Origin of the sequence: Pedobacter punctiformis (genome assembly GCF_027213715.1) — a bacterium.
Taxonomy (GTDB): Bacteria; Bacteroidota; Bacteroidia; order Sphingobacteriales; family Sphingobacteriaceae; genus Pedobacter; species Pedobacter punctiformis.
In genome coordinates, this window is the sequence record NZ_JAPWGM010000001.1 from 229,137 (window position 1) to 251,037 (window position 21,901).

General features: G+C 36.8%; 19 protein-coding genes. 4 read left to right on the forward strand and 15 right to left on the reverse strand.

Annotated features, from left to right (window positions below):
* Positions 1-25: 25 nt before the first annotated feature.
* The gene (locus O0955_RS01050; protein WP_269425675.1) at positions 26-1,282 is read right to left on the reverse strand and encodes a prephenate dehydrogenase; all 1,257 of its coding nucleotides are present in this window, start codon (positions 1,280-1,282) and stop codon (positions 26-28) included.
* A 171-nt stretch (positions 1,283-1,453) separates the two neighbouring features.
* Between O0955_RS01050 and O0955_RS01055 the strand changes: the two genes are divergently transcribed.
* Positions 1,454-2,065, forward strand: a complete 612-nt coding sequence (locus tag O0955_RS01055; RefSeq protein WP_269425676.1) for a hypothetical protein — start codon at positions 1,454-1,456, stop codon at positions 2,063-2,065.
* A gap of 175 nt (positions 2,066-2,240) precedes the next feature.
* Here O0955_RS01055 and O0955_RS01060 read toward each other — a convergent pair whose 3' ends face one another.
* The 3 genes from O0955_RS01060 to O0955_RS01070 form a co-directional block, all read right to left on the reverse strand.
* On the reverse strand, positions 2,241-3,584 hold the full coding sequence (locus O0955_RS01060) for a deoxyguanosinetriphosphate triphosphohydrolase (protein WP_269425677.1): 1,344 nt from the start codon (positions 3,582-3,584) through the stop codon (positions 2,241-2,243).
* 74 nt (positions 3,585-3,658) lie between these two features.
* A complete protein-coding gene (locus tag O0955_RS01065; protein ID WP_269425678.1) occupies positions 3,659-4,429 on the reverse strand; it encodes an SDR family NAD(P)-dependent oxidoreductase in 771 nt (256 codons plus the stop codon).
* A gap of 21 nt (positions 4,430-4,450) precedes the next feature.
* Complete coding sequence (locus O0955_RS01070; protein WP_269425679.1) at positions 4,451-7,060, reverse strand: MGH1-like glycoside hydrolase domain-containing protein; 2,610 nt, start codon at positions 7,058-7,060, stop codon at positions 4,451-4,453.
* Between the two features lie 192 nt (positions 7,061-7,252).
* Between O0955_RS01070 and O0955_RS01075 the strand changes: the two genes are divergently transcribed.
* Both O0955_RS01075 and O0955_RS01080 read left to right on the forward strand, forming a co-directional pair.
* Positions 7,253-7,630, forward strand: a complete 378-nt coding sequence (locus O0955_RS01075; protein WP_269425680.1) for a hypothetical protein — start codon at positions 7,253-7,255, stop codon at positions 7,628-7,630.
* Between the two features lie 12 nt (positions 7,631-7,642).
* Entirely contained in the window at positions 7,643-7,837 is a 195-nt protein-coding gene (locus O0955_RS01080) for a YtxH domain-containing protein (protein WP_269425681.1), read from the forward strand.
* 289 nt (positions 7,838-8,126) lie between these two features.
* Here O0955_RS01080 and O0955_RS01085 read toward each other — a convergent pair whose 3' ends face one another.
* The 6 genes from O0955_RS01085 to rpsL form a co-directional block, all read right to left on the reverse strand.
* Positions 8,127-8,393, reverse strand: a complete 267-nt coding sequence (locus O0955_RS01085; protein WP_269425682.1) for a hypothetical protein — start codon at positions 8,391-8,393, stop codon at positions 8,127-8,129.
* A 167-nt stretch (positions 8,394-8,560) separates the two neighbouring features.
* Complete coding sequence (locus O0955_RS01090) at positions 8,561-8,809, reverse strand: hypothetical protein (protein ID WP_269425683.1); 249 nt, start codon at positions 8,807-8,809, stop codon at positions 8,561-8,563.
* A gap of 117 nt (positions 8,810-8,926) precedes the next feature.
* Complete coding sequence (rpsJ, locus tag O0955_RS01095; protein ID WP_008244591.1) at positions 8,927-9,232, reverse strand: 30S ribosomal protein S10; 306 nt, start codon at positions 9,230-9,232, stop codon at positions 8,927-8,929.
* 137 nt (positions 9,233-9,369) lie between these two features.
* Positions 9,370-11,484: an elongation factor G gene (gene fusA, locus O0955_RS01100; RefSeq protein ID WP_269425684.1), complete on the reverse strand. Its 2,115-nt coding sequence runs from the start codon at positions 11,482-11,484 to the stop codon at positions 9,370-9,372.
* Positions 11,485-11,607: 123 nt separating this feature from the next.
* On the reverse strand, positions 11,608-12,075 hold the full coding sequence (rpsG, locus tag O0955_RS01105) for a 30S ribosomal protein S7 (protein WP_029278632.1): 468 nt from the start codon (positions 12,073-12,075) through the stop codon (positions 11,608-11,610).
* A 17-nt stretch (positions 12,076-12,092) separates the two neighbouring features.
* Positions 12,093-12,506: a 30S ribosomal protein S12 gene (rpsL, locus tag O0955_RS01110; protein WP_010599925.1), complete on the reverse strand. Its 414-nt coding sequence runs from the start codon at positions 12,504-12,506 to the stop codon at positions 12,093-12,095.
* Between the two features lie 297 nt (positions 12,507-12,803).
* Here rpsL and O0955_RS01115 point away from each other — a divergent pair, with 297 nt between their 5' ends.
* Entirely contained in the window at positions 12,804-13,169 is a 366-nt protein-coding gene (locus O0955_RS01115) for a DoxX family protein (RefSeq protein ID WP_269425685.1), read from the forward strand.
* A gap of 17 nt (positions 13,170-13,186) precedes the next feature.
* On the opposite strand, the gene O0955_RS01120 is transcribed toward O0955_RS01115, so the two are convergent.
* The 5 genes from O0955_RS01120 to O0955_RS01140 form a co-directional block, all read right to left on the reverse strand.
* Positions 13,187-13,642, reverse strand: a complete 456-nt coding sequence (locus O0955_RS01120) for a hypothetical protein (RefSeq protein ID WP_269425686.1) — start codon at positions 13,640-13,642, stop codon at positions 13,187-13,189.
* A gap of 134 nt (positions 13,643-13,776) precedes the next feature.
* On the reverse strand, positions 13,777-14,781 hold the full coding sequence (locus O0955_RS01125) for a discoidin domain-containing protein (protein WP_269425687.1): 1,005 nt from the start codon (positions 14,779-14,781) through the stop codon (positions 13,777-13,779).
* Positions 14,782-14,791: 10 nt separating this feature from the next.
* Positions 14,792-16,294, reverse strand: a complete 1,503-nt coding sequence (locus O0955_RS01130) for a RagB/SusD family nutrient uptake outer membrane protein (RefSeq protein WP_269425688.1) — start codon at positions 16,292-16,294, stop codon at positions 14,792-14,794.
* A 12-nt stretch (positions 16,295-16,306) separates the two neighbouring features.
* On the reverse strand, positions 16,307-19,336 hold the full coding sequence (locus O0955_RS01135) for a SusC/RagA family TonB-linked outer membrane protein (protein ID WP_269425689.1): 3,030 nt from the start codon (positions 19,334-19,336) through the stop codon (positions 16,307-16,309).
* A gap of 894 nt (positions 19,337-20,230) precedes the next feature.
* Positions 20,231-21,889: a RagB/SusD family nutrient uptake outer membrane protein gene (locus tag O0955_RS01140; RefSeq protein WP_269425690.1), complete on the reverse strand. Its 1,659-nt coding sequence runs from the start codon at positions 21,887-21,889 to the stop codon at positions 20,231-20,233.
* Positions 21,890-21,901: the final 12 nt, after the last annotated feature.

The window sequence follows — 21,901 nt, forward strand, 5'->3', positions numbered from 1 at the left end:
TACATAAGTTTTCTGTCAGCTACCCTTATTTTCCCAACCTTCTGATCATTTCGGCACTTAAATCTCTTCCATCATTTAAACGATTGGCAAAAAATGATTTGGCGGCTTCAAAGTGTTCTTTGTAACCTTTTAAATCTCCATAACCAATTATAGAAGCCCATTCGTGTACCGCCGTATGAAACTCTAAATCATCTCCCCGGATTGATTTATCATACAAAGCCGTTTGAATAGACTCTTCTAACATGGCCTCATTTTTAAACAGATATTCGGCAATACCTAAACGCAGCTTGAAAGGTGGTGTTTGGCAAATTAAATTATCGTAAGGATTTACACCCATTTTATACCAGGCATAAACCATACTTAATAAACTCAGGTGCGAATTTGGTTTCTGCTTATGCGAAGCATCCGAAAGGCTAAACTCTTTCATAATTTTATCATCCAGCAGTAAAAGCTGGCGACTTTCGTGAAATACAAAATCACGTGCTGCATATATTTTTTCCCTGAATTCGGTTTCATTTTCACAAATCATCAGTTTATACAATTCAGATTCGGCCTGTGCATAATATTTAACCTGCTTTTGCGCATAAGGATTCAAAATAGCCAAACCTGCATAAATGTGAGATTTATAGCTAAAAATACGCAGCGTAGTTAAAATTTTAACGTTATCAATCCCTCCTGCGTAGGCTGGATTATCCCAGGGGAAAAAACCTGCATTTTTCCAGGCAGAACCCATACTTTCGAAACCCATGTGGGTAACAGCCTGGGTATCGGCAACAATTCTATCATGTTCTTTATAATCGTCCATTTCAATAATGTTCGATTTTAAAGACTGGTATATTTTTAGGGCTTTAGCATAAACTTCGTCAGTTGCACGGTGGCGAACCACAACAAGGGTTTGCCCTTCAGGACTAAAAGCCGGGCCATGCAAAGAATGACAGGTTACAATCTGCGTATCTTCTGGTAAATATTTTTCAAAAGCTGCAATTTCCGGATGTTTAACAGAAGTTTGTCCGGCTACAATTGCACCATATTTGGTAGAGGTAGCAAAAGTGGATACCACCTCATCAATTTTTTCGGCCTCTACGCAGTAAATGATAAAATCAGATTTCCTGGCCACCTCATGCCCATCAACCAATACCTCAATTCCTTTGGGCTCCAATTCATTTTTTAAATCAGCAAAACGTAATGGCATATCTGCTCCACAAACCTGATAACCTGCCTTAACAAACGATAAAGCATACAATTTGCCCATATCGCCTAACCCAATAATTCCTATTTGCATGAAACAAATGTAATCTATCGTAAATAAATTTATAATAAAACTTAGATAAAATTGTTATTTTAAACATCAGGTAGAAAAACTTTTAATAAATCTCTCCCAAATCATTAAAAATTAAATCGGGGAAAAGTTTATAAAAATGTAGTTTTACGATTTAACATCTATATTTAAACTATGCAAAAATTTAAACACTTCCTTTATTGTTTAGTGGCATTGCTTGTATTTAACACGGCATTTGCACAAGCCCAGCAGGATACAACTAAAAATGCAGATCCATCTTTAAACGGGCAGTACCAGTTCATGTTATCTAAATCTAAAAGCCTTTACGGCGCCAGATTAATCAACCCTTCAAGGCTATCTTCTCTTTGGAAAAGCGTGAGTGATACTTTAAGAAAAGAACGCAAACAATTACAGGAAGCCAGACAGGAAATTAAAAGTCAATCGGCAACTATATCGGGCTTAAAGGGCGAAGTTTCGGGTAAAGAAAGTTCATTGGCCGGTGCAACTGCTATGGTAAATGAGATTAAATTCTTAGGAATTTCTTTCACAAAAAGTACGTACAACATTATTGTATGGTCGGTTATTGCCATTTTGGCCATTGCATTATTTGTTGTAATTGCCCGTTCTACTAAAAATATATTAGAAGCCAAACACAGAACCCAGCTTTACGAAGAAATTAATACAGAGTATCAAAATTATAAAGTTAAGGCTAACGAGAAGGAACGTAAGCTTGCACGTGAGTTGCAGGACGAACGCAATAAATGGGACGAAGCTAAAGGGAGATAAATCTATCAAGAGTTTGTTTTCTCTTTTGGAAATAAAAGGTAAAAGCTTTTCGGTTACTAAAGCCCTGCTTTGCACTGTATCCCGATTGAAAAAATCGGGGATGCTGTTTCAATCAGGTTTATAAATAAAGTAAAAACCAAAATTTATACATAGCCGGTAATTTTAATATTGCTGGCTATGTTTCTGAAGGGAAAGAAATTCCTTTAATATTCCGGTATAAATCTACCGCATACAAATCCGTCATACCCGACACAAAATCCAGTACACTTTGTGTTCTCGAATAAATATCCGTTAAATCGGTGTGGTATTGTTTTGGAATAAGTTTAACCAACTTTTTATAGTAGTGTGTATTGTTATGAATCAGCGCCGGCACAAATTCTTCAAGTAAACCCGCCATAATTTTATAACCCGCAACTTCTTTCTGAATTACAGATGAGAAATTATAAATGCGCTCTACTGAAACCTTTTCAACCGCTTTCCAGGCAGATAAATACGGTTCAGGAATTAAATCGGTCAGGCTTTGGTTTAAGTCGCCCCTCAATAAACGCTCCTGTTCTCTGTAAAAAATCCCAGCACAGGTTACGGTTAAAGTATTAATGGCTTTAGCACGAAGCAAACCTATTTTGGCATCATCATCTTCATAATCATTTTTAAGCCTGTCTTCAATGGTTTTTGAGTTGGCAAAAGGCAGCAAATAGCCCTTAACTTCTTCGTAAGAGAGGATCTTTAAACGATGTGCATCTTCTAAATCAATAATGCTGTAACAAATATCATCGGCGGCTTCAACCAAATACACCAAAGGGTGACGTTTATAAATAAGATGCTCTCCCTCCTCCTTTTCGAGTTTAAGTTCAGTAGCAATTTTTTTAAAAGTTTCTTCTTCTGACTGGAAAAAGCCATACTTTTTACGATGTAAAATTCCTTTTTGCTTACCTGCAATAGATGCACATGGGTATTTGGCAATAGAGGCCAACGTAGAGTAAGTTAAGGCGTAAGCATCGTTCCCCTTTCCTTTTAACGGATGTGTTAAAATGCGGATGGCATTGGCATTACCTTCAAAATTAATCAAATCGTGCCACTGCGCTTCAGTCATTTCTTTTTGATAAACTTTTCCATCTCCATCGGTAAAATACCTTGAAATGGCAGCCTCTCCTGAATGTCCGAAAGCCGGATTACCCAAATCGTGCGCTAATGCTGCTGCCGCAACAATATTTCCAACTTCGTTAATTAACGGCACTTCTTTAATTAATTGCGGATTTTTATCTTCTAAAGTATTTAAGAAGATGTTGGCCATGGAACGGGCTACACTGGCAACTTCTAAACTATGTGTTAAACGGTTGTGCACAAATACGCTTCCGGGCAAAGGGAAAACCTGCGTTTTATTTTGCAAACGGCGAAAAGGCGAAGAAAATATTAAACGATCATAGTCCCGCTGAAAATCAGAACGGGCTTTGTCTGTGCTGGCTCCATACTGCTCTTGCCCATACCTTTTATTTGAAAGTAAATATTTCCACTCCATGTGCTCAATTAATTTGGGGCGAAGTTAAGGATTAAGCGGCTTTAATAAAATCGATTCTTTTTTAAAAAATGGCCCTACTGTTCTTCGTAATGGTAGGTTAAACCGCCATCAACAAAATAAGTTGATCCGGTTACATACCTGGCATCATCTGACGCCAGAAAAGCAACAACGGCTGCTACATCTTCAGGAGCGCCCAACTTTTTCATTGGTATATTTTTCAGCACATTATTTAATTGTTCCTTATTATCCATCAAAGATTTATTAATCGGTGTGGCTATCGCACCCGGTGCTACATTATTAATCCGAATGTTAAATGGTGCAAGTTCTGTTGCTAAATTTCGGGTTAACATTTTAAGTCCTCCTTTACTGGCACAATAAGCGGCAAAGTGCGGAAAAATAATTTCCTCATGTACAGAACTCATATTAACCACTGTACCCGGGGTTTTATGGTCCATACAATATTTAGCAAAAGCCTGAATTCCAAAAAACAGTCCTTTTAAATTTGTATCCATAACCAAATCGTACTCTTCTTCAGTCACTTCCCAAAAATTGTGATTCTTTTCCACTCCGGCATTATTTACTAAAATATCAAGCTTTCCGTAAACCTTAACCGCATCATTTACCAGGTTAATTACATTTTGTGTCAAACTAATATCGGCCACCAAAAATGTAGCCTTCCTGCCCATTTCATTAATCTGATTAATCAGTTTTTCTCCACGTTCATCCAGCGTCCTTCCGTTTAAAATAATATCTGCACCTTCACTGGCCATCCTTAATGCGCATGCAGCGCCAATACCCTGACTGCTACCGGTAACCAAAGCAACTTTATCTTTAAATCTTTCCATGTTATTTTATTTATCTCCTGTTTACAAAAGGGCAATTAAAGCGGTCCAGCCTGTTTGGTGACTGGCTCCAAGCCCTTTACCATTATCACCATTAAAATATTCGTAGTACAAAATGTAATCTTTAAAGTGCTCGTCGTGATTTAACTTAGGATAATCACCAAATACAGCACGCTCTCCTTTCTCATTTTTTAAGAACAATTTTTTTAACCGTTTGCCGAGCAAATCTGCAATTTCGGCCAGCGAAAAATATTCATTAGATCCTGTTGGATATTCTACTCTAAAATCGGCCGTATAATACTCATGAAAATGTTTTAGCGCATCGATCAGTAAATAATTAAGTGGCATCCAAATGGGCCCACGCCAGTTGCTGTTGCCACCAAACATGCCTGTATCGCTTTCTGCCGCAATGTACTTTACAGAATAATCACTACCATTTAACCAATAATTATAGGGTTGTGTTTCATAAACTTTAGAAACGGAACGAATGCCGAAATCAGAAAGAAATTCCGTCGTATCCAGCATTCTGCGCAACAGCATTTTCATCCGGTGGCCGCGTAAAAGTGAGAACAAATGTTTATCGTTTCCGCTTTTATCTTCCCAATGGCTCACCAACTGTACTAAATCTGGCCGTTGAAGCATAAAGGCTTCTAACCGGGTTCTGAGTTTAGGCAAGTCCTTCCAATCCTGATCACTAAAAACAATTACGGCAAACATTGGAATCAGTCCAACCAGGGTACGCAAACGCAAGCGGTCCCAGTTTCCATCAGGTTTACGCAGTAAGTCATAATAAAATCCATCATGATCATCCCACAAGCCAACATGATGGTCGCCCATATTGTCTATCGATCCGGCAATAAATAAAAAGTGCTCTGCAAATTTAATCGCCATGTCTTCATACAGCGGATTATTTAAAGCCAGCTCTATACTAATTTGAAGCATATTTAAAGCATACATCGCCATCCAGCTGGTGCCATCAGCCTGCTCTAAAAAGCCACCGCCGGGTACTGGTTCACTTCTGTTAAATACTCCAATATTATCAAGACCTAAAAAACCGCCTTCGAAAATATTATTGCCTTCGCTATCCTTCTGATTTACCCACCAGGTAAAATTGAGCAATAACCGTTGAAATACTTCTTCCAAAAACTTTAAATCGCCTGTGCCTTTTGCTTTCTTATCAATCAGATAAACTTTATAAGAGGCTAGCGCATGTACAGGCGGATTTGCATCTGTGAAATCCCATTCGTAGGCAGGCAATTGCCCGTTTGGGTGAATGTAATTATTACTGAGCAACAACTTTAGTTGCTGTTTGGCAAAATCAGGATCTATGGGTGCAAGTGCCATACAATGGAAAGCAAGGTCCCAGGCGGCAAACCAGGGATACTCCCATTTATCAGGCATCAGAATAATATCACCAGCCGTAAAATGGCTCCAGTGATAGTTTCTGCCGCAAGATCTTTGATCCGCAGGTTTTGGCAAACCAGCATCGCCTTTAAGCCAAACATTTACATCGTAATTGTAATATTGTTTATTCCACAATATCCCTGCCCAGGCTTGGCGTTGCAGCATTTTCTCTTCTTCTGTACTATTCTCAGCATGTTTATCTGCATAAAATTCGTCGGCTTCCTGTTTGCGGGTTTCAAAAATCTGATCAAAATCTGCAAAAGGTGTTTTTAGCTGATCACCGGTTAACCTTAACTTTATGCTGATGTTTTGCTTTGCAGGGATAATTCTTTTATAATGAATGGCGACTTTAGTCCCTGTTTTTGCAGGATTTACAGCACCTTTCTGACCGTTAATGAGGTAGCTGTGAATGCCATCCTTCACATAATCTGATACATTGGCAGACTGATATAAACGTTCGTTATTGCTTTCGTTATCTGTAAATAAAAATTCCGGTTTTCCATCTGCATAACAATATAATTTATCCTGATTTTCTGAGTGTAAAAGCAATTTATCCTGACCAATGCTGCTAATAGCCGGTTTAACTGCTGCACCATCCCAACTCCAGTTGTTCCGGTACCAAAGCTGAGGCAAAATATGAAGTTCAGCATCTTCATTACTGCGGTTAAAAATGTTATATTCAATCAACAAGTCATCTTCACTGTTTTTGGCATAATGAATAAAAACATCAAAATATTTGTCTTCATTAAATATTCCGGTATCCATTAGTTCATACTCTGCTTCCTGTCTGGAACGTTTGGCATTTTCTTCAACTAATTTCGCATAAGGAAATGCCGCCTGTGGATATTTGTACAACATTTGCATATATGTATGCATTGGCGTATTATCCAGGTAGTAATAAAGCTCTTTTACATCTTCGCCATGATTGCCTTCGCCATTATTTAAGCCAAAAAGACGCTCTTTTAAGATAGCATCCTTTCCATTCCACAGGGCTAAACCCAGGCATAACAGTTGCTGGTCATCACTAATGGCCCCCAACCCTTCTTCACCCCACCTAAAGGCTTTACTCCTCGCGGTATCGTGCGTAGTAAACGTCCATGCATCACCTCCAGGACTATAATCTTCCCTAACCGTTCCCCATTGCCGGTCTGTAACATACGGGCCCCATTTAAGCCATTTCTTTTGGTTGTTATATTGTTGATTAATGCGGTTCTGTTCGGCTTTGCTCATATAAAAATATTTAATCATGGCATGTTGTAAAACGACTAAAGCCATAGTAATGATACATGTACAACGTTAATGCTGAGTTAAATATCAAACATTAAAATGAATAAATTCTGAATATTAAGTCAGGAAAACAATAATAAATTTCAAACCTTTTAGTTTCAGAAACGTTTTGTAAACAACAGGTTAATTTAAGCGATGAAAACGAACATATACAACAAAACAGAACATATAGAAGGTTATGCAGGCGGTAATGATAAAAACGTTGAAAAAACTGATGTTCAAAAGGCTTACGAAAAAGGTAATGACAGTAATGAAGTAACCAGTTTTGGGAAGGATACTGTTGCTGTAAAGAATTTAAAAAAAAGGGATAATAAAAACACGGCCAGAGATGGCTTTGACAATACGGGAACACAGGGTGCAGATTCTTTAAGTGATGACGCCTACAACAGTCCTGATAAACATCCTGATATTGAAAGTGCGGCTAGTCATACCGGAAGTTCATCAAAAGACTTTAAAAAGCCTGTTCGTCCGTCTCAAAGGGATGAAGATGATGTGTTAAATACTGGAATCTAAAAAAATAAAATTATGAACTTATTAAAATATGCCTTACTTGGTGCAGCTGCTGTGTATGGCTATAAATATGCCATTAAAAAGAGACCTGAAGATGGCAAATCGCTGGTTGATGACATTAAAGAAAATCTTCCTTTAATTTTCGATCAGGCAAAAGCCTATGGAGAAAAGATAAAACACGATTATCAGCAAACCACGGGAATGTATTAAATAGTTATTGTGGTTTTAAAATTTGTCTCAGAATTGACATATATCAATTCATTTATTTCAAATTAATTGTATAATTAGGTTTAGTTTTTGAAATTTACGCTGTAATTAAGATTTGCGACACTCAAGTTAAACCCAATCATTGTAACTAAAACTTATTAAGGACCTTACCCGTTTCTTAATCAACTATTATCGTTGTTAAATCTTAAAATTAATTTTTCGTCTACCGGAAAAATTCACTTCCTGATATAAAGGAATTAACACATGTTGTAATTCCTTTATATTTTTTTACTTAAAGATCCTTTCCACGCACTCCCTTTTCTTTATTTTGATTACGGTTGCTTATATCTGTATCTTTTGTTAGATTGATATTATTCAGCTGTTCATTTACATCTATATTTTCTTCAGACTCAGAGTTTTCATCCGCTTTATCTTTTCTGGAAAATATCGGATTGCTTATAATATGACCATAGGTTACTTCTCCTTTGTCATATTTTATTTTTTTCTCCTGGCTAGGTGTCGATTTCAAATCTTTTCTTTTATAATCATTTTGCTCCATATCCATAAGATTTATAAATTGGCTGTTTAGCTTATAACATCAATTCATAAAAAAGGTTTATCAATCGTTTATTTAACCCTCAATTCAGGTATAAATTGACCAGTACAGTACATTAATAACGTATTTATACTTGCATTCTACGGGGCGGTGATGAGTTTAATTTAAGCTTATTTCACCCCCTGTTGCTGTGATACACTGCCATTTGGATTATCGGTATCTTTTTTACCAGATCCATTATCCTCCCGGTGTTTTGGTGGGTGTTCCATCCTGCTCTTTTCAAGGTCTGAGAAATCGCCATCTTTTTGATTTGCAACTTCGCCATGTGAAGAAGGCTTTTTTTCCTGTTCCTCTTTTGGGTCAGCAAAATCCTGTCCCTCAATTACGTCTTCTTTGATTCCTAAATTTTGCTTTTTCATACCAATACAATCGTTTAATACTCAACAGCAAAACCAGGGTTTTGTTTAATAAAGAAAATTAAAGGCATAAAAAAAGTCCCGGTTTGCAACGGGACTTTTCAGTTTTTTTAAAATCAATTAAACTTTAATTTCAACTTCAACACCGCTAGGTAATTCAAGTTTCATTAAAGCATCAACTGTTTTAGAGTTAGAGCTATAAATATCTAATAAGCGTTTGTAAGCGCATAATTGAAATTGCTCTCTGGCTTTTTTGTTTACGTGTGGAGAACGTAAAACAGTAAAGATTTTTTTCTCTGTAGGAAGTGGAATCGGACCACTTACAACTGCACCCGTAGGTTTAACAGTTTTTACGATTTTCTCAGCAGATTTATCTACTAAGTTGTAATCGTAAGATTTTAATTTAATTCTGATTCTTTGGCTCATTTTCTATTTTAATTATGGTCTCTGTTAGAGCTATTAATAACAAAGACCGGATTTATCTTTAAAAAGGTGGAGGGAAGGAAAGGTATAAGGCTTAGGGTTTGAAACCTTTGCCTTATATCTTTTTCCTTAAACCTTAATTAGTCTTCAGATTTTACTCTTCCTTTAGATTTAGCAATTACTTCATCTTGTACGTTTTTAGGCGCAGCTTCGTAATGGTCAAATTCCATTGTAGAAGTTGCACGTCCTGAAGTGATTGTACGTAACTGAGTTACATAACCAAACATTTCAGAAAGTGGCACAGTTGCTTTAATTACTTGTGATCCAGCACGAGTGTCCATACCTAATAACTGACCACGACGACGGTTCATATCACCGATAACATCACCCATGTTTTCTTCAGGGGTTAAGATTTCGATTTTCATGATTGGCTCCATCAAAGTAGGTTTACATTTAGGTAAAGCTTCACGATAAGCCATACGAGCAGCAAGCTCGAATGATAAAGCATCTGAATCGACCGCGTGGAATGAACCATCGATCAAACGTACTTTCATATCAGGAAGTGGATAACCTGCTAATACACCGTTAGCCATTGCTGCTGCAAATCCTTTTTCTACTGAAGGGATAAACTCACGTGGAATTGAACCACCCGTAATTTCGTTTACGAATTGTAAACCACCTTTTTCGAAATCTGCATCAATTGGTGAAATAATAACCTGGATATCCGCGAATTTACCACGACCACCTGATTGTTTTTTATAAGTTTCACGGTGTTGAGTTGTACCAAAAATTGCTTCTTTGTAAGCTACTTGTGGCGCACCTTGATTAACCTCTACTTTAAATTCGCGTTTTAAACGGTCAATTAAAATATCTAAGTGAAGCTCACCCATACCAGAGATTACAGTTTGGCCAGTTTCCTGATCTGTTTGAACTCTGAATGTTGGATCTTCCTCGGCTAATTTAGCTAAGCCCATACCTAATTTATCAACGTCAGCCTGCGTTTTAGGCTCAATAGCTAAACCGATAACCGGCTCAGGGAAATTCATTGACTCAAGGATGATTGGGTTTTTCTCATCACAAAGTGTATCACCTGTTTTGATATCTTTAAATCCTACAACCGCAGCAATATCACCAGCAGCCACATTAGGCACAGGGTTTTGCTTGTTAGCGTGCATTTGGAAGATACGTGAAATACGCTCTTTACTTTCTGAACGCGTATTATAAACGTAAGAACCAGCCTCTAAGTTACCTGAATAAACACGGATAAAACATAAACGGCCTACGAATGGATCAGTTGCAATTTTAAAAGCTAATGCAGCAAATGGCTCGTTAATGCTTGGTTTTAATAAAACTTCAGCACCAGTATCCGGGTTAGTACCTGTTACACCTTCTGAATCAAGAGGTGAAGGCAATAATTCCATCACGTAATCAAGCATAGTTTGTACACCTTTGTTTTTGAAAGATGAACCACAAACCATAGGAACAATTTTAGCATCTAATACTGCTGCACGTAAAGCATCTAAAACTTCACGCTCAGTAATGGTTTCAGGCGCTTCGAAGAATTTCTCCATCAAAGTTTCATCATACTCAGCAACAGATTCTAATAATTTCTCTCTCCACTCTGCAACCTCATCTAGCATATCTTCCGGGATAGGCACTTCAGTAAAGGTCATACCTTTATCATGCTCATTCCAAACGATACCACGGTTGTTAATTAAATCAACAACACCTTTAAATTGGTCTTCAGATCCGATAGGTAATTGCAAAGGAACTGCATTACTACCTAACATATCTTTAACTTGTTTAACAACTTTTAAGAAATCTGCACCTGAACGGTCCATTTTATTAACGAAGCCAATACGGGCAACGTTATAGTTGTTTGCTAAGCGCCAGTTGGTTTCTGATTGAGGCTCAACACCATCAACTGCAGAAAACAAGAACACTAAACCATCTAATACACGTAACGAACGGTTTACCTCTACGGTAAAATCCACGTGTCCTGGTGTATCGATAATGTTCATGTGGTAAGCCTGACCTCTGTATTTCCACTCAACAGTTGTTGCAGCAGAAGTGATCGTGATACCACGCTCTTGCTCTTGTGCCATCCAGTCCATTGTTGCAGCACCTTCGTGTACTTCACCAATTTTATGACTTACACCAGCATAATAAAGAATACGCTCAGTTGTTGTAGTTTTACCCGCATCAATGTGAGCCGCGATTCCAATATTTCTTGTAAATTTTAAATCTCTTGCCATTTTATGTTTTTGATTTTCTGACTTTAAATGATTACACCGATTATGTTAAAACAAATCGGTGTAATTTATCTAATCAGTATAATCTTCTAATTAAATCTGTGTAATCTTACTAATTTGTGAATACTAGAATCTGAAGTGAGAGAACGCTTTGTTAGCCTCAGCCATTTTGTGCGTATCTTCTTTCTTCTTAACAGCAGCACCTTCACCTTTAGCAGCAGCTACGATTTCTCCAGCTAATTTCTCTTTCATGGTTTTTTCGCCACGTTTACGAGCGTATAAAATTAACCATTTCATACCTAAAGCTGTTTTACGTTCTGGTCTAACCTCAGTTGGAACCTGGAAGTTAGCACCACCAACACGACGAGATTTAACCTCTACAGCTGGCATAATGTTAGTTAAAGCACGTTTGAATATCTCTAAACCGTTTTCACCAGCTTTTTTCTCAGCGATTTCAACAGCATCATAAAAAATAGAGTAAGCGATAGATTTTTTTCCATCGTACATCATATTGTTTACAAAACGAGTTACCTGAACATCATTAAATTTTGGATCAGGAAGAATAATTCTCTTTTTTGGTTTTGACTTTCTCATTTCTTATTTCCTCCCGATTATTTCTTTTTGCCTTTAGCAGGAGCTGCAGCAGCCTGACCTGGTTTAGGACGTTTAGTACCATATTTAGAACGACGTTGGTTACGACCAGCAACGCCAGATGTATCTAACGCACCACGGATGATGTGGTAACGTACACCTGGTAAATCTTTAACACGACCACCACGGATCAATACGATTGAGTGTTCCTGTAAGTTGTGACCTTCTCCAGGAATGTATGCATTCACCTCTTTACCGTTCGTTAAACGAACACGGGCTACTTTACGCATTGCTGAGTTTGGTTTTTTAGGGGTAGTGGTGTACACACGTGTACATACACCTCTTCGCTGTGGACAGCTGTCCAACGCTGGAGACTTACTCTTGAACTCCAGTGCTACTCTACCTTTTCTAACTAATTGTTGAATGGTTGGCATTGTGCTTTTTTATGTTTTTTATTAAAAAATTTACCGCTCCCCCGGCATCCTTACAGATAGCCTATAAAACGGACTGCAAAAGTAGAACAATTCTTTTTAAAAATCAAGGGGTTAGACAAAAAAGTTTTGAGGTAATGATTTTAGATTTAGAGTTGATGATTAAGGAGTTGCAAAACCGGATTTTATCTTTTTTAGCATAAAACAGCTTTCTTAATCAAAATATTTAGATTAGATTAACCAAATATCGAAACGCTGATGGCAAAATTTCCGTTTATCTCATTAAATCGATCCCTTGTTTTGTTAAGGATATCAACAGCCTTAATTTTTATTGCACATGCAGTAGTCAGGGTATATGGTGGTACCATACAAAGGTTTGGCGATTATTTAAACAATAAAGGATTTGTATTTGGGGTACCAATGGTTTGGGGGATAACGGCTTACGAGGTTATTGGAGGTTTATTATTGGCAGCAGGATATTTTTGCAAATGGTTATCGGCAGGCTTTATTTTAATGCTTGCAATTGGTATTGCGATTATTCATGCAGAAAATGGCTGGTTTGTAGGCGAACATGGTAGCGGAGGCTCCGAGTACAGTGCCATCTTAATAATTTGTTTAATCGTTATTGCTGCAGCAGATCAAAAGAAAAAACGGCAGGAAAATTAGCGCAGAAGATGCTTTACTTAATTACAATCCTTAAAAGAATCTTGAATCACCTTTAGCTTCGCTACAACTTTCTCTAGTTCCTTGGGTGCTTTTCCGTACTCAAAAGTAATTTTATATTGCTTCCCGTCGGCACTTACCGAAACCCATTCTGCCCCACCATCTGCACAATCAGGACAACCAATTACTTCTGGTAAATCTGAGAGCTTAGTGGCATTCAATTCACTTTTAATTGCATTTATTTCTTCTTCAGAAATTGTTTTGGTGCAAGTCTTTGTATCAGACTGCTGGCTATTCTTACTTTTTGAAAATGTAATTTTTAAATCACGGATTAAAAGATTACTGTTGCAATAACCTGCACACATACCAAAAGAAGTACCATAACCGATGCTATTCAAATTCTTTATCCTATCCTTCTTACAGGCCGATAAAAGAATAAAACATAAAAAGCCAATAACCAGTACACTTTTCTTCATTTTAACAGGTATAAGTTTAATAAAGATATTAATTTATTAATAGGTACAACAACTTAATAAATACAGGGCTAAAAAATGGCCACCTGTAAAAACAGGCAGCCATTATTGCTAAAATCAAAAAAATTGAATTTTTCTTAAAGTTTCACGTAAGCCTCAAAGTTAGCCAAACAAGGGTATGCGCTACCTTCCAGCAAGGTAATTTTCACATATCTGATCGGTGCTGCCGGAGAAACTGCAAATTTCTGCTCATTAGTTGTTGTCGGATTAAAGTTCCGGTCATCACCCAACTGTGTAAAAGTAGTCCCATCAGTACTACCAGAAATAGAGAATTTAGTAAAGCCTTGTTTAGCATCGGTGTGTGCATTTAAACCAACATAGCTAAGCAAGCTTGCTTTTTTCATATCTACAATAATCCAGTGCGGATAAGGATGAAGTACATCATAATCTGCCTGCCAGAAAGATGGAACAGTTTCTGCCGTAGGACTTTTTGCCGAAATTACATCAACAACATGAGCCGCCAAATTGGTTTCTTCACCCGGAAAATTAACTTCACTGGATGCAGTTGCTGTCCAGCCTGTTTTACCTAAAGCGACATCAGTAAGTGGTTTTCTTTCCTGTAAACCGGTAACCGTAAATTCAGACAAGAAAGTAACCGTTCCGGTTTGGGTTGCAGCTTTATCTAAAGCAGTCAATCTTATATATCGTACATTTCTGGCCGGCGATAAAGTAAATGATTGTTCAGTAAAAGTAGCCGGAACAAAAGTAAACTCTCCAAAACTTGTAAAGTTAGTGCCATCGTTACTTCCTTCTAATCTAAACTTTGTAAATCCTTTAGGATCGCCTTGTTTTGTAGTTAAACCTATTTTGGTAATCACGGTTTGACTTTTCATATCAATAAGCAACCAGTGTGGAAATGTTGCGGTTGCATTTGAGCTCCAGAAAGTATTGGTATAACCATCTAAAACGGCTGCAGCCAAATTGGTGCCCTCCTGGCTTGAAGCCGTAACAGTCCATCCTTTTCTATCCAATACAGTTTCTTCTAAATTAGAAGTAAGTTCTGCACTTTTTTCCTTTTTACAGGCACTGATCGTTATGCTCGCAAAAAGCAATAACATCATATATATCTTAATATTTTTCATTGCTTAAGAACTAAGGGTTTTGAGTAAGATTTTTATTGTTATCAATCTCGTATTGAGGTACATAGAAAATTACCCTTGCATCTGTAGGCAAAATGGTTTGAGTAATGTTCGTATTTGGCGTATTGTTTAGCGCATGTGTTCCAGGATAATTTCTGGTCATTGGTCTGTTATTTCTAAACAAATCATAAGCACGCTGACCTTCGAAAGCAAATTCAAGGCGGCGTTCTTCCAGTACTACATCCAGAGCCGTTTTTCCTGCAGTTGCAATCCCTGCAACGGTTAAACTTGGAATACCAGCACGTGTACGGATTATGTTAACATCATCTAAAGCCAGTTGTGTATTACCCAATTTAGCATTTGCCTCTGCTTTGTTAAGGTACATCTCTGCTAAACGTAAATAAACAGGCGAACTTAAATTGGCAATTCCTTCCTGTAAATTGTATTTAGTTACATAATACATCGGCACATTTGGAGAGATTTTAGTGTTTACCTGCAGTACTCCATTAATTTTATAGGGTGCAATAAAGCTATGTCTCAAATCTGCAGGGTTCTTATCCAATTCTGTAATATATTGTTGCGAGGCATAAATTTCACCATAACCTGTATTTCCTTGTGCGCCTGGTGTAGATAAAGCACCAGGTGTACCGCTATAATACATAGAGCCAATTGCCCCAAAATCCTGGTCTTCCGTTTTAGTATAACGAATTGCAAATATGGTTTCCGAGTTTGCTTCTGGTGTTTTAGTAAAATAACTCGAATAATCTGCTCCCTGAAGTAGCTTGTAGCGACCAGAGTTGATTACCATATCGGCATATTTGATGGCATTAACATTATCACCCATATTCAAATAAATTCTGGATAATAAAGCATAAGCCACTTCTTTTGAAGCAAAAATATCCGACTTGGCTACAGACATTAAATCTGCTGCTTTTAATAAATCAGAAATTGCCGCATCATAAACTTCTTTAACCGTGTTTCTGGCTGGGGAAACTGGATTATCACCCTCTTTTAAAATTGGCACTCCGGGATTTGCTCCATTACCCTGCGTGTAAGGTCTTCCAAAAACACGTACAAGGTTAAACTCCATCATTCCTTTCAGAAATAAATTCTCTCCTTTTAACTGTTTTAAATCTGCAGTTGCATTATCCGGAATTGCAGCAATAATTTTATTTGCGGCTACAATTACATAATAAGCTTGTTTCCAAAAGTTAGTACCGTGTGTACCCGTAGGAATGTGCGTATAACGATAGCATCGCGATAAATCATCAGAAGATGGCTGGCCCTGAGCGATATTATCCCCCTGATATTCGGTTAAGAAATGGGCGCTTCTAACATAAGTTGCATTTCTAAGTACAGCATAGGTGCCAATAGTGGCAGTTTCAATATCGCCAGGATTTGTTAAAGCAGACTCATCATCAATTGCAGTTGATGGTTTAACTTCTTTTTTACAAGCACTTATACTACAAATCAATGCCAGTGCTATTGTATATAATTTTATTTGAATCTTTTTCATTTTTTTCCTCTCCTATAAACCAATGTTTACACCAAACAATACTTTTTTACTAAGTGGATACCTGAAACTAGACACTCCTGAGCTCAAATCTACTTCAGGGTCTATGCCCGAAAACTTAGTTCCTGTCCAAAGGTTATCTCCACTTACGAAAACTCTGGCACTGCTAATTTTAATCTTGCTCAACCAGCTATTTGGAATTTGATACCCTAAAGTGATGTTACGTAAACGAATGTAACTTCCATCTTCAAGGTATCTGGTCGATTGCTGATTAGAATCGTGATTACCGCCCAATACAGGTTTTGGATGGGTAGCTACATCCCCGATTTTCTCCCATCTGTTCCACCCTGATTTTAACACCATGGCATTGTAACTTTCATACAAACCGTCATTGTCAAAATAAGCACGGCTGTTGTTGTACACTTCGTTTCCATAAACAAAGTTGAAAAATGCACTTAAAGAAATACCTTTATAAGAAAAAGTATTCGTAAAACCACCTGTAAATTTAGGTGAAGTTGATGTACCTGTATATTGACGTGAAGCTTGAGCGTAACTATTGGTTACTGCAATATGTTGTACGCCATCTGCATCGGTAATTACTTTTTCCCAAAGCGGGTCGCCATTGTTCGGGTCTACACCTGCCCAAATTGGCATTTTCCAATCAAAAATATCGCGACCAATAGCACTTGGCTGTGATCTGGTACCATCTATAGCATCTTTACCATTTGTTAAACTTATAATGGTATTTCTATTAAAAGCCATATTTAAGTTAGTTTCCCACTTAAATTCTCCTGTAAAGTTTTTAGTAGTCAGATTAAATTCTAATCCTCTGTTTTTTAAAGACCCAACATTATCGAAATAACCTTTATAACCCTCAGTAGAAGGAAGCGGCACAAAGAATAACAAGGCATTTGAACGCTTATCATATAAATCCACACTTAAATCTATACGATTCCAAAAACCAATATCTAAACCGATATTTGCAGTTTTCTGTTTTTCCCAGGTTAAATTAGGATTCCCTCTTTGAGACGGACTTGCTCCTGGAAGACCTCCGTAGCTGGAACCCGTATCAATAGAATACAAACCTAAAGATGGATAATCACCGATTTCAGCATTACCCGTTGTACCGTAACTTGCTCTTAGCTTTAAGAAACTGATCGGCTTAACACTTTTCAAAAACTGTTCATTGCTTAAAATCCATGAGGCCCCCATTTGATAAAAATCACCTCCACTTTTATTTATACCAAAGCGTGATGAATTTTCATGTACAAAAGAGGCAACTGCAAAATATTTACCTGCATAATTATAATCTACCTGGCTTAAATATTTACTAAAGTTATATTCATTTGTTCCGCCAGATGGATTGCCAATAATATCAGTAGCTGTTGACATAACCGGGCGACCAGCAGGTAAATTTTTACCATTTAAATTGGCTTCATCATAATACGATTTTTCCGCTTCACCTACTGCTAAAACAGTGAAGTGATGTTCGCCAAAGCTATTTTCGTATTTTAATCTGTTTGAGCTTAACAACCTGTTTTTATAAGTTGTAGAATTATATAAAGCACCGTTTGTTGCACCACCTTCTTTTGTTCTTTTATCGTAGTAGTCTACAGAAAAGGTATTGTAAAAAGTTGTTCTGTTATAACTTGAAAAGGTTAAGTTTTTAACAATGTTATAATCCAGATTTACATCTGCACTTAGATTCAGGCTTCTTGCATAAGAAAGATTATATTGTGTAGAGTGAATAAAGTTTTCTACATCACGACCTAACCAGGTTGGCATAATTCGTGGATCAACTGGTGTACCATCAGCATTATATGCGGGATCGAAAGGTAAATTTAAATATCCGTCACCCAATGTATTACTGTTCGCATAGTTATCTCTGGTAAAAACGCCGTTTAACAATAAGCTTAATTTAAGTTTTTTAGTTAGCTGACTGCTTAAATTAGCACGCAGATTATAGGCATTCTTATCATTGTTAATTACTGTACCCTGCTCTCTGTAGAAATTCCCCGCTACATAATACCTGGTTTTCTCAGTACCACCAGAAGCTGAAATAGTATAGTTTTGAGTCATACCATCACGTGTAGCCAAATCCCACCAATTGGTATCATTATTTAATACCGAAGGGCTAGGATTTGAAAACGTTTTTTGATAATCATACAACTGCTGGCTGTTCATTAATTTGAATTTCCCTGTAGAAGGTGAGTTAAAACCAACTACTGAATTGAATTCGATTTTTGATTCACCAGCTTTACCTGTTTTCGTGGTTACAATAATAACCCCACTACCCGCTCGAGAACCATATAATCCGGTTGCTGCAGCATCTTTTAAAATGGTTATGGTTTCTACGTCATTTGGGCTATAAGTTGCCCCTTCACTACCGTAAGCACCAAGAATATTTCCGTCTACAACCAAAAGTGGTGCAGTACCACCGTTTATACTGCTAATACCACGGATATTGATTTTTGGTGCTGCGGTTGGATCTCCCGAACCTGATGAAACCACTACGCCTGGTGCTTTACCCTGAATCATTGAAATTACATCGTTAGAAGCAACCCCTTTTAATTTCTCAGCTGAGATGACCGAAACTGAACTCGATAATTCGCCCTGCTTTTTGGAAGAATAACCCACCACTACAACATCAGACAAGGTGTTGTTTTCTTCTTCAAGCTTAATATTTAAAGTAGTTTGATTTTGAACGGGTACTTCTATTGTTTTATAACCAATAGACTTAATGACCAAAATACCGTCAGCAGGTACCGTAATTACGAAATTACCATTACCATCCGATGAGGTACCAATGGCTGGGTTTGATTTTAAAGATATTGACGCACCCGGAAGAGGACCCGATGCATCTGTAATTTTCCCTTTAACAGTAATATCGGCAAAATGATTAGCTGATACCGTTAGTGGTTGTTTTAAAACCGCCGGATTCGCGGTTATAATTGTTTTGGATAGAACTTCAATTGCAACTGCCTGGCTTTTACTGAGCCACAACAATACAATCCCGCCTAATAATAGTAAAGATTTAATCTTCATTTTCTTGTAATTTAGTTAGTTGTTGATGTGATCTGACTTTGTTGTTTGTAAATAATTTCACTTCATTTTTTTGGTTAGCTTTGGATGATTTTTAGTGTCTACAATTTGGTTAAAACCCATAATTCAAGCCCTTATCAAATATATTATTAGTCGTCAAGGTATTGTATTGATTGCTTAATAATTAATTTAACCGGAGCGCACTAACATTAAATTGAAACCTAATTTATGTGATTGAAAACATTAAAAACTAGCAAACTCTACGCAAACGTTTGATTATTTAAGGTATTAAGCAACGATCTTAAGCGTATTTGGAGTATTTTCTTAAAAAAGATCTTATTTTTTGATGGAAAGCAGATTTAAAAAGTATTTTTAAATAGAATTATATCGCCATTCCGCAGCGCAGCTACATTTAAGCACATTATATTTAGTAGTATTAAGAATACAAACTAAAAGTGAATCAATTTTCAACAAACGTTTGCGTTAAAATTACTAAAACAGCTTAACAGGTTAATTAAATAACTGAATTATAGATAAATACAATAATATAGATTTTATTTTTTGAAAAATTAGCGTGTATAAAGCCTATATGAATTTGTGGAGTATCTGTAGATTTTATTAGTTAAAATCAATAAATAACAGAACTTTAATTGTAAAAAGAAAAACCCCGGCATTTTGCCGGGGTTTTCTAACTCTTAGCCAATGTCTGCATATCGCAAAATCAGTACGTTAGCATAATTATTAACCTACTGGATATAAATGGGTGGATACACTATTTTTCAATTCTAATGCACTGCATTGTTATTGTCGTTTACAGGGCTACAATATCAAAGGATAAATAAAATACAAAAGCCAACTCAAAATTTTGAGTTGGCTTTTGTAAGTATTAATTATGGACTAGTATCCTTTTGCAGTCTGAGCACTTTTTAAATTTATATTACGGTCTAAAGCTACCTGAGGGTAAGGCATAAATAAAAATTTTGCTTGCCATAATCTACCCTGAACCGGATTATTGGTAATATCATTTATAGGTTTCATTACATTTTGTGCAATATTCCATCTTCTAATGTCAGAAAACCTTTGTCCTTCTCCAGCTAATTCAATACGTCTTTCGTTTTGAATGAGATCTCTTAATTTAACTTTATCATTATAAATAGATGGCGAAACTGCTGGCATTCCTGATCTATCTCTAATGTCGTTTAGTGCGGCAAATATCGTAGCATCCGGACCAGATATTTCGTTCTTAGCTTCTGCATAGGCTAATAGAATTTCAGCATATCTTATTATAGGGAAATCCTGAGCACCATCCCAATCATTTTCTGTATAAGCCGGATCTATTAACTTTTTGAAGTTATAACCAGTTGCACTGTTGTTGTTACCGCCCTTACCCCAGGCAAATTTATAATTTGGACTAAATCTATTCCAGGTTACACCCGGAAATAAGATACTTGCATACAATCGTGTATCTCTATTTTTAAATTCATTTAAATAACTTGAATTTGGCACTCCATTATTATAATTAGTTGCCCTGGTAGAAGCAGATGGGGCTGTAAAAGCATTTCCATTTCTATCCCAATAAGCGTTAACCAACTCTTGTGTAGGTGTTATTGAACTCCAACCACCTAAATCACTTGGTGGAAATAACGTTCTTAAACCATTTCCATATACGTAAGAAGAATTGGTTATATTTTGAGAAACCAATATATTCTCTTTACTGGTAATTTCATTTTCGGCCCAAAACTGTTGCTCGTAACTCGCTAAACCTTTATAAAATTTATCTTTATCCGCAGCATTTGCAAAAGTTACTAATGTGCTATAATCATCAATAGTATCATCAGGTGTTAAAGTGTTAACTCTAAATAATTGATAGCCCATGCCCATCACTTTTTGGGCACTTACAACTGCATCGTCCCATTTTCTATAATTAAGTTGAATGCGTGTTAATATAGCCCAAGCGGCACCAGAAGTTATCCTTCCTCCTGAATATCCTGTAGGCAGATCATTTACAACTGCCTTTATTTCTGAAATAGCAAAATTAATTACCTCTGCAGCAGATGTTGGAGCAACCGCAGTTTCGCCAGGTATATCGTAAGCTGTTGTAAAAAATGGTACGTCTCCAAAAGTCTTGGCCAACTCGTAATAAGTAAATGCTCTTAAAACTCTTACTTCAGCTATATATTTATTTTTTGAAGATGCACTGATTGTCGCTTTGTCAACATTTGCCAAAAAATAATTGTATCGGCGAATATAAGTATATCTGGAGCCATAACCCGCATCCAAAGTCGCATCAATATTACCCGCAGCAATAGCTGTTGATGGCCCTTCCCACGGATATTGTGCATACGCATTATCAGATGACGCGTCATCGTAGGCATAGCTATACATATTACTTAAATAACCATAACAACCATTTACAGCCAGCTTTACATCATTTTCCGATTTCCAAAAAGATTCGTTAGAAAGCTGGTATTGTGGAGTTAAATCTAAAGCTGATTTTTTACATCCGAAAAAAAGACAGGCTAAAGTTAATATAGATATATATAATAATTTTTTCATGATAATTTTATT